This window comes from Pseudomonas sp. B611, assembly GCF_055407965.1.
In genome coordinates this window covers 273,771-287,273 of sequence record NZ_JBUZST010000004.1, presented here as the reverse complement: position 1 = coordinate 287,273, position 13,503 = coordinate 273,771, and the positions used below count along the sequence as shown (strand labels likewise).

10 protein-coding genes are annotated in these 13,503 nt (G+C 61.3%); 5 read left to right on the top strand and 5 right to left on the bottom strand.

Annotated features, from left to right (window positions below):
* Positions 1 to 23 precede the first annotated feature (23 nt).
* Positions 24 to 3,977: a trifunctional transcriptional regulator/proline dehydrogenase/L-glutamate gamma-semialdehyde dehydrogenase gene (putA, locus tag ACZRMO_RS12000; RefSeq protein ID WP_463972995.1), complete on the bottom strand. Its 3,954-nt coding sequence runs from the start codon at positions 3,975 to 3,977 to the stop codon at positions 24 to 26.
* A 120-nt stretch (positions 3,978 to 4,097) separates the two neighbouring features.
* On the opposite strand from putA, the gene ACZRMO_RS11995 reads away from it, so the two are divergent.
* On the top strand, positions 4,098 to 4,316 hold the full coding sequence (locus tag ACZRMO_RS11995; protein WP_463972994.1) for a hypothetical protein: 219 nt from the start codon (positions 4,098 to 4,100) through the stop codon (positions 4,314 to 4,316).
* A 121-nt stretch (positions 4,317 to 4,437) separates the two neighbouring features.
* Positions 4,438 to 5,922, top strand: coding sequence for a sodium/proline symporter PutP (putP, locus tag ACZRMO_RS11990; RefSeq protein ID WP_463972993.1), 1,485 nt, complete (start codon positions 4,438 to 4,440; stop codon positions 5,920 to 5,922).
* Positions 5,923 to 6,012: 90 nt separating this feature from the next.
* On the opposite strand, the gene ACZRMO_RS11985 is transcribed toward putP, so the two are convergent.
* Together ACZRMO_RS11985 and ACZRMO_RS11980 are read right to left on the bottom strand one after the other, a co-directional pair.
* Positions 6,013 to 6,402 carry a hypothetical protein gene (locus tag ACZRMO_RS11985; RefSeq protein ID WP_463972992.1) on the bottom strand — a complete coding sequence of 130 codons (390 nt, stop codon included), beginning with the start codon at positions 6,400 to 6,402 and terminating at the stop codon, positions 6,013 to 6,015.
* Positions 6,392 to 7,339, bottom strand: a complete 948-nt coding sequence (locus ACZRMO_RS11980) for a hypothetical protein (protein ID WP_463972991.1) — start codon at positions 7,337 to 7,339, stop codon at positions 6,392 to 6,394. Before ACZRMO_RS11980 ends, ACZRMO_RS11985 begins: the two co-directional genes overlap by 11 nt.
* A 333-nt stretch (positions 7,340 to 7,672) precedes the next feature.
* Here ACZRMO_RS11980 and ACZRMO_RS11975 point away from each other — a divergent pair, with 333 nt between their 5' ends.
* Both ACZRMO_RS11975 and ACZRMO_RS11970 read left to right on the top strand, forming a co-directional pair.
* Positions 7,673 to 9,676, top strand: coding sequence for a type VI secretion system Vgr family protein (locus ACZRMO_RS11975; protein ID WP_463972990.1), 2,004 nt, complete (start codon positions 7,673 to 7,675; stop codon positions 9,674 to 9,676).
* Positions 9,677 to 9,681: 5 nt separating this feature from the next.
* Positions 9,682 to 10,365 carry a DUF4123 domain-containing protein gene (locus ACZRMO_RS11970; RefSeq protein WP_463972989.1) on the top strand — a complete coding sequence of 228 codons (684 nt, stop codon included), beginning with the start codon at positions 9,682 to 9,684 and terminating at the stop codon, positions 10,363 to 10,365.
* Here the strand turns inward: ACZRMO_RS11970 and ACZRMO_RS11965 are convergent.
* Positions 10,351 to 11,628: an O-acetylhomoserine aminocarboxypropyltransferase/cysteine synthase family protein gene (locus ACZRMO_RS11965; protein ID WP_463972988.1), complete on the bottom strand. Its 1,278-nt coding sequence runs from the start codon at positions 11,626 to 11,628 to the stop codon at positions 10,351 to 10,353. The two genes, ACZRMO_RS11970 and ACZRMO_RS11965, sit on opposite strands and share 15 nt — an antisense overlap.
* A 220-nt stretch (positions 11,629 to 11,848) precedes the next feature.
* On the opposite strand from ACZRMO_RS11965, the gene ACZRMO_RS11960 reads away from it, so the two are divergent.
* Complete coding sequence (locus tag ACZRMO_RS11960; protein WP_017734897.1) at positions 11,849 to 12,685, top strand: 23S rRNA (adenine(2030)-N(6))-methyltransferase RlmJ; 837 nt, start codon at positions 11,849 to 11,851, stop codon at positions 12,683 to 12,685.
* A gap of 152 nt (positions 12,686 to 12,837) precedes the next feature.
* Here ACZRMO_RS11960 and msrA read toward each other — a convergent pair whose 3' ends face one another.
* A complete protein-coding gene (gene msrA, locus ACZRMO_RS11955; RefSeq protein WP_124525496.1) occupies positions 12,838 to 13,485 on the bottom strand; it encodes a peptide-methionine (S)-S-oxide reductase MsrA in 648 nt (215 codons plus the stop codon).
* Positions 13,486 to 13,503: the final 18 nt, after the last annotated feature.

The following is a 13,503-nucleotide window of genomic DNA, read 5'->3' as shown; positions in this document are numbered from 1 at the left end:
CATTTTTTACCGCGTTTCTTCAGTTAGCCGATGGTCATCAGGCTGGCGTTACCGCCCGCTGCTGCGGTGTTAACGCTCAACGCCCGCTCGATCACCAAGCGCTCCAGCGCAATCGCCGTCTCGCCTTGGGACAAACCATGCACCCCGACAATCGCGCCACTGCGCTGCGCCACTTGCTGGCACACCGCACGCAGTTGATCGGAGTCACCGTGGTGCAGGACCGCGTCAAACACCACGTCGTCCTTGGTCCAGTCAGCCACACGCTTGATCTTCGCCTGAATCTCTTTAGGCAGGCGTGGGAACACGGCCTTGGTCAAGTCAGTCTCTGGCCATACCGCCGAACCGCCTACCGCCAGCACAGCGGCCAGTTGGGTCAGCAGGTCGCTTTCCACTTCCGCCAGGCACAGTACGTGCTCGCGGGGCAGGATGGCGTAGCTGTTGCGCTCGCCGGTCGGGCCAGCCAGTTGGCGAGTGATACCGCTTTGCGATTGCGCGGCGAACTGGTCGCACAGGGCGCTCAGGTCGCTGAGTTTATGGCTGTCGGCCCAGGTTTTCAGGGCGGTCAGCGGTTGGCTCATGGCGTCACGCAGGCGCAGATCCGGTGCGGCCAGTTTGTCGCCCCGTGCGAAGGATTGCTCGATGGCATCCGTAGGACGAGTCGAGAGCAGGCGGTACAGGTACAACGGACCACCGGCTTTCGGGCCAGTGCCCGACAAGCCTTCGCCGCCGAACGGCTGCACACCGACCACGGCGCCGACGATGTTGCGGTTCACATAGACGTTACCGGCATGGACGTTGTCGATCACCTTGGCGATGGTCTCGTCGATACGGGTGTGCACGCCCAGGGTCAAGCCGTAGCCCGACGCGTTGATCTGGCCGATGAGCTGGTCGATCTCTTTGCGCTTGTAGCGCACCACGTGCAGCACCGGGCCGAAGATCTCCCGTTGCAGTTCGTCGAAGCTTTCCAGTTCGATCAGGGTCGGCATCACGAAGGTGCCACGCTTGATCTCTTCACCGTCGGCAATCGCCACCTGGTACACATTGCGGCCTTTGTCGCGCATGGCCTGGATGTGCTTCTCGATGCCGGCCTTGGCTTCGGCGTCGATCACCGGGCCGATGTCTACCGACAGGCGCTCGGGGTTGCCCAGACGGCATTCCGCCATGGCGCCCTTAAGCATTTCGATGACGCGGTCTGCAGAATCTTCCTGCAAGCACAGGACACGCAGGGCCGAGCAACGTTGGCCGGCGCTGTCGAAGGCCGAGGACACCACATCGATGACCACTTGTTCGGTCAGCGCGGAGGAGTCGACGATCATTGCGTTCTGGCCGCCGGTTTCGGCGATCAGCGGGATCGGCCGGCCCTGGGCATCCAGGCGTCCGGCGACATTGCGTTGCAGCAGGCGCGCCACTTCGGTGGAACCGGTGAACATCACGCCTTTGACGCGATCATCACCCACCAGGCGCGCACCCACGGTTTCGCCCTGGCCCGGCAGCAATTGCAGCACGCCTTCCGGGATGCCCGCTTCCAGCAGGATGCGCACGGCTTGTGCAGCAACCAGCGGGGTTTGCTCGGCAGGCTTGGCCAGTACCGGGTTGCCGGCGGCCAGTGCAGCGGCAACCTGGCCGCTGAAGATGGCCAGCGGGAAGTTCCACGGGCTGATGCAGACCACCGGGCCCAGTGGGCGGTGGGCGTCGTTGGTGAAATCGTTGCGTGCCTGTACCGCGTAGTAGCGCAGGAAGTCCACGGCTTCGCGCACTTCGGCAATCGCGTTGGCGAAGGTCTTGCCGGCTTCACGAGCCAGCAGGCCCATCAGCGGTTGGATCTCGCCTTCCATCAGGTCGGCGGCGCGCTCCAGGATCGCCGCACGTTCGGCGGGCGGGGTCGCCTGCCAGATCGGGCCGGCGTTGATGGCGCATTGGATCGCGTTATCCACGTCTTCGACGGTGGCTTCTTGCACATGGCCGACCACATCACGCAGGTCGGACGGGTTCAGCACCGGTGCGGCGGGTTGGTTGCTGGCAGCGCAACCGAGCATCGGCGCGGCTTTCCAGTTGTTGTGCGCCGTTGCCAGCAGGGCGCAGGACAGCGATGCCAGGCGGTGTTCGTTGGCCAGGTCGATACCGGCCGAGTTGGCGCGCTCGCTGCCGTACAGGTCACGCGGCAATGGAATACGCGGGTGCGGCAGGCCGAAGCCGCCTTCCAGCGTGGCCATTTGCTCGATGCTGGCCACTGGATCGGCCACCAGCTCCTGAATCGAGATGGACTGGTCGGCGATACGGTTGACGAACGAGGTGTTGGCGCCGTTTTCCAGCAGGCGACGCACCAGGTAAGCCAGCAGTGTTTCGTGGGTGCCGACCGGAGCGTACACGCGGCACGGACGGTTCAGCTTGCCATCGGAGACCTTGCCTACAACCTGCTCGTACAGCGGTTCACCCATGCCGTGCAGGCATTGGAATTCGTACTGGCCGGGGTAATAGTTCTGACCGGCGATATGGTAGATGGCCGACAGGGTGTGGGCGTTGTGCGTGGCGAACTGCGGGTAGATGACTTCCGGCACCGACAGCAGTTTGCGTGCGCAGGCGATGTAGGAAACGTCGGTGTACACCTTGCGGGTGTACACCGGGTAGCCTTCCAGGCCTTCGACCTGGGCGCGCTTGATCTCGCTGTCCCAGTACGCGCCTTTTACCAGGCGGATCATCAGGCGGTGGCGGCTGCGGCGCGCCAGGTCGATGACGTAGTCGATCACATACGGGCAACGCTTCTGGTAAGCCTGGATGACGAAACCGATGCCATTCCAGCCGGTCAGTTGCGGCTCGAAGCACAGGCGTTCCAGCAGGTCCAGGGACAGTTCCAGGCGGTCGGCTTCTTCGGCGTCGATGTTCAAGCCGATGTCGTATTGCTTGGCCAGCAGGGTCAGCGACAGCAGGCGCGGGTACAACTCGTCCATTACGCGTTCGTACTGCGCACGGCTGTAACGCGGGTGCAGGGCCGAAAGCTTGATGGAGATGCCTGGGCCTTCATAAATCCCACGGCCGTGAGAGGCTTTGCCGATGGAGTGAATAGCTTGTTCGTACGAGGCCAGGTACTTCTGCGCATCGTGTTCGGTGAGTGCGGCTTCACCGAGCATGTCGTAGGAATAACGGAAACCCTTGGCTTCGAATTTGCTCGCGTTGGCCAGGGCTTCGGCGATGGTTTCGCCGGTGACGAACTGCTCGCCCATCAGGCGCATGGCCATGTCGACGCCCTTGCGGATCATCGGCTCGCCGCTCTTGCCGATGATGCGGCTCAGGGACGAGGTCAGGCCCGCTTCATTGTGGGTGGCGACCAGTTTGCCGGTCAGCAACAGGCCCCAAGTGGCAGCGTTGACGAACAGCGATGGGCTGTTGCCCAGGTGCGGGTGCCAGTTGCCGGTGCTGATCTTGTCGCGGATCAGCGCGTCGCGGGTGCCCTTGTCCGGGATGCGCAGCAGCGCTTCGGCCAGGCACATCAGCGCCACGCCTTCCTGGGACGACAGGGAAAATTCTTGCAGCAGGCCCTGAACAATACCGGCACGGCCGCCAGCACTCTTCTGGTTACGTAGTTTTTCGGCAATCGAGGCGGCCAGCTTGTTGGTGGCTTCGGCCATCGGCGCCGGCAGGCGAGCTTGTTCGATCAGCATTGGCACCACTTCCGGCTCAGGGCGACGGTAAGCGGCGGTGATCGAAGCGCGCAGGACGGATTGCGGCAGTATGCTTTCGGCGAACTCCAGGAAGCACTGGTGGGCGTGGTCGGTCTGCACTTCGCCTGCGTCGTCGGCGTCCTTGCTGCTCAAACCATTGAGTTCGGTCAGGGTTGCACCACCCTCCAGTTTCTCCAGGTAATTGAAAATCGCCTGCTTGATCAGCCAGTGCGGCGTGCGATCAATGGAGGTCGCGGCAGCCTTCAGGCGTTCGCGGGTCGGGTCGTCGAGTTTGACCCCAAGGGTGGTCGTAGCCATTTTCTTATCCTCATGGGTGCCACTACCGAGTGGCATTAGCTGGCGGCAAGATTAGCTTCGCCCATGCAGAGGTGCAACCGGGCGCAACCCTTTTTATGCATGAAATTTTCAGGGGGTGGCATGAAAAAAACCGACCCTCAGCGGAATCTGCTTCACGGTGGTGCATTTGCTTCTGAGATCGGCTGTTCTTGCTCCGAAAAGGAGCAAGAATGGGGTGTTTTGCGTAATTCACACTTGGGTGCAACTTATTCTCACGAAACTGGTTGCACCTTATTTGCTTTGTTGAATAGCATTCGCGCCCAAGGTGCAACCACTTCAACGAGTCGGTTCATCGGCTGACGGCTTTCCTGGGGAAACGTCAGTCATAAATGCGCGGCACGCAGTTACGTCTACCTACTTGCAGTGGGTGGCCGTCTGACAGACCGCCGCTACATAAAAACAAAGCCAGGGCGTCACTCATATGAGCGTAAGTAATCCAACCCTGATCACGTTTGTGATCTACATCGCAGCAATGGTGCTGATTGGCTTCATGGCCTATCGCTCCACCAACAACCTTTCCGATTACATCCTCGGCGGTCGCAGCCTCGGTAGCGTGGTCACGGCGTTGTCGGCCGGTGCTTCGGACATGAGCGGCTGGTTGTTGATGGGCTTGCCCGGCGCGATCTACATGTCCGGCCTGTCGGAAAGCTGGATCGCCATCGGCCTGATCGTCGGTGCTTACCTCAACTGGCTGTTCGTGGCCGGTCGCCTGCGGGTACAGACCGAACACAACGGCGACGCCCTGACCCTGCCGGATTACTTCTCCAGCCGTTTCGAAGATAAAAGCGGCCTGCTGCGGATCATCTCCGCCGTGGTGATCCTGGTGTTCTTCACCATCTACTGCGCCTCCGGCATTGTCGCCGGTGCCCGCCTGTTCGAAAGCACCTTCGGCATGTCCTACGAGACTGCGCTGTGGGCCGGTGCTGCTGCGACTATTGCCTACACCTTCGTTGGTGGTTTCCTGGCAGTGAGCTGGACAGATACCGTACAAGCCACGCTGATGATCTTCGCGCTGATCCTCACGCCGATCATCGTGCTGCTGGCCACCGGTGGCGTTGATACCACCTTCCTCGCCATCGAAGCGAAGAACCCTGACAACTTCAACATGCTGAAAAACACCACCTTCATCGGCATCATCTCGCTGATGGGCTGGGGCCTGGGTTACTTCGGCCAGCCGCACATCCTCGCGCGTTTCATGGCGGCGGATTCGGTGAAGTCGATTGCCAAGGCGCGTCGCATCTCCATGACGTGGATGATCCTGTGCCTGGGCGGCACCGTGGCAGTGGGCTTCTTTGGTATTGCTTACTTTTCGGCGCACCCGGAAGTGGCGGGTCCTGTGACCGAGAACCACGAGCGTGTGTTCATCGAGCTGGCCAAGCTGCTGTTCAACCCGTGGATTGCTGGCGTGCTGCTGTCGGCCATCCTGGCGGCGGTAATGAGCACCTTGAGCTGCCAGTTGCTGGTGTGCTCCAGCGCGCTGACCGAAGACTTCTACAAGGCTTTCCTGCGCAAAAACGCCTCCCAGCTTGAGCTGGTATGGGTCGGCCGCCTGATGGTGTTGCTGGTTGCGCTGATCGCCATCGCCATGGCCGCCAACCCGGAAAACCGCGTACTGGGCCTGGTGAGCTACGCCTGGGCCGGTTTCGGCGCAGCGTTCGGCCCTGTGGTGCTGATCTCGGTGATCTGGAAAGGCATGACCCGCGACGGCGCCCTGGCCGGCATCCTGGTCGGCGCGATCACCGTGATCGTGTGGAAACACTTCGAACTGCTGGGCCTGTACGAAATCATCCCGGGCTTCATCTTCGCCAGCCTGGCGATCTACTTCGTGAGCAAGCTGGGCGCACCGACTGCGGGTATGGTCGAGCGTTTTGATGCGGCGGAGAAGGACTACAACCTCAACAAGTAAAATTTGCCTGTTGAGTTGAGAAAGCGGCCCGCGTCCTTTGGATGGCGGGCCGTTTTTTTTGGGGTGGTCTTGAGGTGACAATGCGCCGGGTTACAGGCTCAGTTGATCGCTGAAATGAAAGATCATCGCACTCACTGCGCCGATTAGTCCGATAAGAGCTGTTCCGTGAAGGGCGAATTTCAGGCTGCGGGGAAACTCTGCGACTTGTTTTACGTTGATGACACCTCGTCTTGCATTCCACCTCGGTAGCGCAATTGCTAAATAGACCACACACAGTCTGGATAATCTTCCTCGTAGGCTGTTGCCCAAAAGACGTTTGTAATTGGTCAGGAGGCTGCATTGGTCCAAGCGCCGCTCCATCGACTCCAATTTTCGATAGGCCAGAAAGAGGTCAAGCGAGACAGCTAGAAGCATTGAGGCTGCCGAGCCCAATGCTATTTGGTCTTTGGTAGGGAGGTTAAGTATGTACTCAATACTCATACAGTACCTCTCCGGTGGCTGCGCCAATCTCGCTGCCCCAATTGCCGAAAGCCGCGCCCATTGCGCCGCCTGCTATCAAAAGACAACTCAGGGCGAGCGGCCCGGTTGTCGGAGCCATTACCGCTATACACAAGCCCATTCCCATCTGGCCTCCAATGATTCCTCCTGCCACACCAAAGGTTAATTTACCGGTTTCCACATACTTCGCTTTTCGGCATTGCTCCCCTCTCCCGGTAGAACACGCTTCCTTGATCTCCAGCGCCGTCGACGTCGTACTCAACGCTATCCCCAACGGCGTGCCGTGTTTAAGCAGCTTCGCTGTCTTCGAAATTTTGGCAATCGTTTCTGCGTATCGATTTATCTCCCCGGTGTGCAAATAGCTCCTGGTCGAGATCCCCAGCATCTTCTTGATTGAACCTTCATTGCGCAGGCCCGTGCCATACCGCGCAAAGCTGCGCATTTGCGCTTCCAGTTTGGCAAACAGCACTTGGCGGCGAGCCAGGAAGTCATCGCGCGCAGCGCCACCGCCCCGGCGCAGCGATTGTTTATGCAGGGCCTCAATTTCATCGAGCGTTTTCACGATTTCCCGTAGGTGCCGGCTCCAGACATCCCCCGCAGTGCCTATCCCGAGCGAAGCGTACCCGAGCAATTTTTGCAGCAAATCATAGTTCTGTAGCCCAAAGGCATCCCCGCCATGGGCCATCACGCTATGGCGAATATCCCAAGCCGCGCACATCAGCCGTGACTCCTCCGAGGTTCGGGCGGCAACCGTCTCGTCACCGATGATCACCAGCTGTCCCGGTAGCACCACGACATTGCGGATATGCGTATTCAGCGCGTCAAACTTGGCTTCGGCGGGTTTGCTTAATCGCAAGCTCGCCTTGAGCTCCACGGACGTTTGTTGCCGGTGATTGAGAAAACCGTAGGGCTGAGGCATCACACGCTCCCCCGCGATTCGGTGTAGAGACGACCTGCCATGAACACATTCCTTTTGCATGAACATGGCTGTGAAATTTAATCAGTCGCCTGGAACGCGTCGTGGTTACGCAGGGGGGAATTTGGGGTGGTTTTTTGACTTTGGGAAACGGGCTACGCAGCAATGAAAGGCTTCCGTCAGACGTCTGTATTTTTGTGCGAAAAATCCAAGCAAACGTGGAAATCCGAAAGGGAAACCCAAGGCGTAAGGATTTACTGATTTGTTCGCGCCGTGATCAGTACGGCAAATAGCTGAGGCACTATCCCCGCCCACCCCTTCGCAGAGAAACACCGGATGTTCGCTCCTGCCAATCAAAGTGCCTTCAACCTGACCCTGGACGGGCTCGCCAGCGACCTCAAGGTCTACAGCTTCAGTGGTACCGAAGCGCTTAGCCAACCCTACTGTTTTGACCTTGAACTGGTCAGCGAACAGCCCGACCTCGACCTCGAAGGCCTGCTGCATCGCCCGGTGTATCTGGGGTTTGACGATCAGGGCCATGGCGTCCATGGCCTGGTCTACCGCGTGGCGCAAGGCGATTCCGGCCGGCGCCTGACGCGCTATCAGATCAGCCTCGTGCCACAACTGGCCTACCTGGCACACAGCAGCCAGCAACGAATCTTCCAGCACCAGACGGTGCCGCAGATCGTGGCGCAGGTGCTGGTGGGGCAGGGCATCCAGAGTGACCGCTTTGCGTTCCAGTTGAGTGGTACTTACCCCGAGCGCGAGTACTGCGTGCAGTTTGGCGAGACCGATCTGGCGTTCGTCCAGCGCCTGTGTGCCGAGGCGGGGATCCACTATCACTTCCAGCATGCGGCGGATCGGCACCTGTTGGTGTTTGGTGATGACCAGACGGTTTTTGCCCAGGTTGAGCAGCCCACTCCTTACACCCCCGGCTCCGGGATGGTCGCCGACACGCCGGCGATCAAACGCTTTGCCGTGCAACTGGAGACCCGCGCCACGGCGCTGAACCTGCGTGATTACGATTGGCGCAAGCCGCGCCTGGCGCTGGAAAGTGCGGCGGCTGGCGAGCAACTGCCGCGCCTTGAGGTGCAGGATTATCCCGGATACTTCAGCGACCGCGCCCATGGCAAATACCTTGCGCAACGTGGCCTGGAGCGCAGCCGCAGCGACTATCAGATCGCCCGTGGCAGTGGCGACGAACCGGCGCTGGCCAGCGGCCGTTTCATGCGGCTCGCCGGCCACCCGCGTGGGGCCTGGAATGACCTGTGGCTGGTGACCCAGGTTGTCCATGAGGGCAAGCAGCCCCAGGTGCTAGAGGAGGCGGTGACCGAACCGGCAGGTGGGGATTTTCGCCAGGGTTATCGCAACACCTTTGTCGCGGCGCCATGGGACGTGATCTTTCGCCCGCCGTTGCCTGAGCGTCCGAGCATTTCCGGCTATCAGAACGCGGTGGTCACCGGCCCCGCCGACAGCGAAATCCATTGCGACGAATACGGCCGGGTCAAAGTGCAGCTGGCCTGGGACCGCAACGGCGAGCACAACGACCATTCCAGCTGCTGGTTGCGGGTTGCCAGCGGTTGGGCCCATGACCGCTATGGCGCGGTGCTGATCCCGCGAGTGGGCATGGAAGTGCTGGTGGGCTTCGTCAATGGCGATATGGACATGCCCTTGGTGATGGGCTGCCTGCCCAACGCGGCGACACCCGTGCCCCTGGATCTGCCCGCAGACAAGACCCGCAGCACGTTCCGCAGCCAGAGCAGCCCCGGTGGTGGTGGCTACAACGAGCTGCGCATCGAGGACCGCAAGGGCGCCGAGGAAATCTACCTGCGCGCCCAGCGCGACTGGACCCAACACGTGTTGCATGACCAGCAGGTGCAGGTGGATAACAGGCGTCGAGTCCGGGTGGGCGGCGAATCCCACCATGAGCTGCAAGGTGAAGAACAGCGCATCACCCACGGTAACCGCCTGACCGAACTCAAGCAGGATGATCACCTGGTGGTCGGCGGCTCCCAGCAGATGCGTGCCGGGCGCACCATTCAGATCGGTGCCGGGCACAGTGTGGTCATCGATGCGGGCGCGTCCGTCACGATTCAAGCGGGCGGGCAGTCGATCACGTTGTCGGCGGGCGGGATTTTCAGCAGCGTGCCGATCCAGCTCGGCGGTGCGCCCGCTGCGGCCGCTGCGCCGCTGATGCCGGGCTTGAAAGAGACACTGCTGGCGGTCATACCCGCGCCGTTGAGCCGCGCACAAGTGGCCAGCCTCAAGCGCAGCGCGCCGTTTTGCGAAGAGTGTGAGCGCTGCAAGAACGGCCTGTGCGCCACCCCAGAATGGATTTAACGACGATGCATCAAACCTTGCTTCCCGGTGAACAACTCTTCGCCATCGTGAGCGCGGCCAGCGACGCCAAGCCGCTGACGGCGTGGCGAACCCATGCAGGCGCAACGGCGCTGCACCCCGTTTGGGCCGGCACGGCCTATGCGTCATGGGATGAGGTCATGCCCTACGTCGCCATCGTCGAGCGTGGCAGCGCTTTCCTGGATTGGGTTGCCTCCACCGCATCCACCGATTGGGGTTGGCTGGCCGTCTCGTCCAGCCCGTTGGACACGGTGATCGCGCACCTGCAAAGCCTGACCAAGGTGTACCTGCCGGAGGGGCAGGCGGTGTTCTTGCGCTTCTGGGACGGCGCCCAGATGTTGCCGATCATTCAGCAATCGGGCGGGGAGATATTGCCGGTGTTCCAGCGTTACCTGATCAATGGCCAGGCGCTGGGCGTGGCGACAGGAACGGTGACTGCCGCCAAAACCAGCCCATGGTGGCAAGTGCCTGCACCACTGATGGGGCTGCTGGCGGAACAATCACCGCAGACGCTGATCGACAACCTGCTGCAATGGCTTGAAGAACAGCGCCCCGACCTCTGCGCTGCCTTCTCGCCGACGACCTTGCGGCACAAGGTCGCCCGCTTCGTGCGGATTTCGCCCATCAGCCATGCAGCGCTGGCCGACTACATCGCCTCAGAGCTGGGTTGAACCCAGGGCCTGCTGCAAGTCGTCGATCAGGTCTTCAATCGCTTCGATGCCCACCGACAGGCGGATCATTTCCGGTTTCACCCCGGCCTTGGCCTGCTCTTGTTCGTTCATCTGCCGGTGGGTGGTGGAGGCCGGGTGGCAGGCCAGGGACTTGGCATCGCCGATATTCACCAGGCGCTTGAAGATTTGCAGCGCGTCGTAGAAGCGCACACCGGCTTCATAGCCGCCCTTCAAGCCAAACGACAGGATCGCCGAGGGTTTGCCCTGCAGGTATTTCTGCGCCAGGGCGTGGTGCGGGTGATCCGGCAGGCCGGCGTAGCTGACCCATTCCACTGCGCGATGGCCTTGCAGGAACTGCGCGACCTTCAACGCGTTTTCGGTATGGCGCTCCATGCGCAGCGCGAGGGTTTCCAGGCCTTGCAGCAGCAGGAAGGCGTTCATCGGCGCCAACGCCGCGCCGGTATTGCGCAGTGGCACGGTGCGGGCGCGGGCGATAAAGGCCGCGGGGCCGAATTTTTCTGTGTAGACCACGCCGTGATAGGCCGGCTCGGGGTTGTTGAGACCGGGGAATTTTTCCGGGTAATCGGTCCAGGGGAAGGTGCCGCTGTCGACAATCACCCCGCCCAGGGAGTTGCCATGGCCGCCGATGTACTTGGTCAGCGAATGCACGACGATGTCGGCGCCGAACCTGATCGGCTTGCACAGGATCGGCGTGGCCACGGTGTTGTCCACCATCAGCGGCACGCCACGGGCATGGGCGACGTCGGCCAGGGCTTGCAGGTCGATGATGTTGCCCGCCGGGTTGCCGATGCTTTCGCAGTACACCAGCTTGGTGTTGTCGTCGATCAGTTCGGCGATGGCTTGCGCGGAGTCGTCACGGGCGAAGCGCACGTCCACGCCAAAGCTCGGTAGCAAGTGCGCGAACAGGGTGTAGGTGCCGCCGTAGAGCTGCGGGGTGGTGACGATATTGTCACCGGCGCGCGTCAGCGTCTGGATCGCATAGTGGATCGCCGCGCTGCCGGCCGACACGGCCAGGGCCGCGATACCGCCTTCCAGGGCCGCGATGCGTTGCTCCAGCACGTCGTTGGTGGGGTTCATGATGCGCGTGTAGATATTGCCGGGCATGTCCAGGTTGAACAGGTCGGCGCCGTGCTGGGCGTTGTCGAATTCGAAGGCGACGTTCTGGTAGATCGGCACGGCGACGGCCTTGGTGGTGGGGTCCGACTTGAAGCCGTGGTGCAGTGCGAGGGTGGCGTCTTTCATGATTGTTATTGACCTCCTTGGACAGTGTGGGCGCTGGCTTGCCTGCGATAGCTTCACCGCGGTGTGCAGGTAATACCGCGTCGCCTGCATCGCGGGCAAGCCCGCTCCCACATAACCGGCTAGATCATTTTCAGCGAAGTTCCTGCGCTTTAAGCATAAGTAGCGCACTGCACCTGAGCCCGCGTAAAAGGTAAACTTCGCCCCCTGCGCAGGAGCAACCATGAATTATCGTCACGCCTTTCACGCCGGCAACCACGCCGATGTCTTCAAACACCTGACCTTGACCCGCCTCATCGCCCTGATGTCGCGCAAGGAGCAGCCGTTCACCTACCTCGATACCCACGCCGGGATCGGCCTGTACGACTTGCAGGGCGACCAGGCCAACCGTACCGGTGAATACCTGGAAGGCATTGCGCGCCTGTGGGGCCAAAGTGACCTGCCGCCGCTGACCGCTGATTACATGCGCGTGCTGCACGAGATGAACCCGGATGGCCAGTTGCGCTACTACCCGGGCTCGCCGGAGCTGGCACGCCGCCTCACGCGACCACAGGACCGCGTGCTGCTCAATGAAAAGCATCCGGAAGACGGTGTGCTGCTCAAAGACAACATGAAGGGTGATCGCCGCGTCAAAGTGCACCTGGGCGAAGGCTGGCATGTGCCGCGTGCCCTGCTGCCAGTGCCGGAAAAACGCGCGTTGATGCTGATCGACCCGCCGTTCGAGAAACTCGACGAGATGCAACGCTGCGCCGCCTCCCTCAAGGAAGCCGTGAGTCGCATGCGCCAGACCGTTGCCGCCATCTGGTACCCGGTGAAGGACCAGCGCATGTTGCGCCGCTTCTATCAGGACCTGGCCGGTACCGGCGCGCCGAAGCTGCTGCGTGTGGAGTTGTTGGTGCATCCATTGGATACGCCGAACACCCTGACGGGCTCGGGCCTGGCGATTGCCAACCCGCCGTGGGGTTTGGAAGAGGAGTTGCGTGAGCTGCTGCCGTGGTTGTCCAAGCAGCTGGGGCAGACTCAGGGTGGGTGGCAGATGGATTGGCTGATTGCTGAGTAACTGGATCCCAAGCCTGGCATAGGACCCAATGTGGGAGCGGGCTTGCTCGCGAATGCGGAGTGTCAGTCACAGAATCAGTTGACTGATCCACCGCTTTCGCGAGCAAGCCCGCTCCCACACAAGCCCGCTCCCACATTTGAGCTGCGCTGGTCTCAGATCGGGCAGGTCACGCCCGTGCCGCCAATCCCGCAATAGCCCTGCGGATTCTTCGCCAGGTACTGCTGGTGATACGCCTCGGCGAAGTACACCGTCGGCGCTTCGTCGATTTCCGTGGTGATCTCACCCAGCCCGGCCTTGGTCAGCTCTTGCTGATAAGCCTGGGCGCTGGCTTTCGCCGCCTCCAATTGCTCTGGGGTGGTCGCATAGATCACCGAGCGGTACTGGCTGCCGATGTCGTTGCCCTGGCGCATGCCCTGGGTCGGGTTGTGCAGTTCCCAGAACATCTTCAGCAGGTCTTCGTATTTCACTTTGGCCTGGTCATACACCACCAGCACCACTTCGCTGTGGCCGGTCAGGCCGGAGCAGACTTCTTCGTAGGTCGGGTTCGGCGTAAAGCCGCCGGCGTAGCCGACCACGCTGCTGACCACGCCGTCGCGCTGCCAGAACTTGCGCTCGGCGCCCCAGAAGCAACCCAGGCCGAAGATCGCGAAACCGACGTCATCCAGGAAGGGCCCCAGCAGCGGGTTGCCGTTGACGAAGTGGGTTTCAGGCAGGGCCATCGGGGTTTCGCGGCCAGGCAAAGCTTGTTCTGCAGTAGGAAGCACGTTTTTATTCACCAGAATTTCCGAGCGCAAGACCATGATCAGTCCTCTCGTCAG

Excerpts from the sequence above, each read along its gene's own strand:
- putA (WP_463972995.1), bottom strand. The coding sequence starts at position 3,977 with ATGGCTACGACCACCCTTGGGGTCAAACTCGACGACCCGACCCGCGAA.
- ACZRMO_RS11995 (WP_463972994.1), top strand. The coding sequence starts at position 4,098 with ATGAAAAAAACCGACCCTCAGCGGAATCTGCTTCACGGTGGTGCATTT.
- putP (WP_463972993.1), top strand. The coding sequence starts at position 4,438 with ATGAGCGTAAGTAATCCAACCCTGATCACGTTTGTGATCTACATCGCA.
- ACZRMO_RS11985 (WP_463972992.1), bottom strand. The coding sequence starts at position 6,402 with ATGAGTATTGAGTACATACTTAACCTCCCTACCAAAGACCAAATAGCA.
- ACZRMO_RS11980 (WP_463972991.1), bottom strand. The coding sequence starts at position 7,339 with ATGCCTCAGCCCTACGGTTTTCTCAATCACCGGCAACAAACGTCCGTG.
- ACZRMO_RS11975 (WP_463972990.1), top strand. The coding sequence starts at position 7,673 with ATGTTCGCTCCTGCCAATCAAAGTGCCTTCAACCTGACCCTGGACGGG.
- ACZRMO_RS11970 (WP_463972989.1), top strand. The coding sequence starts at position 9,682 with ATGCATCAAACCTTGCTTCCCGGTGAACAACTCTTCGCCATCGTGAGC.
- ACZRMO_RS11965 (WP_463972988.1), bottom strand. The coding sequence starts at position 11,628 with ATGAAAGACGCCACCCTCGCACTGCACCACGGCTTCAAGTCGGACCCC.
- ACZRMO_RS11960 (WP_017734897.1), top strand. The coding sequence starts at position 11,849 with ATGAATTATCGTCACGCCTTTCACGCCGGCAACCACGCCGATGTCTTC.
- msrA (WP_124525496.1), bottom strand. The coding sequence starts at position 13,485 with ATGGTCTTGCGCTCGGAAATTCTGGTGAATAAAAACGTGCTTCCTACT.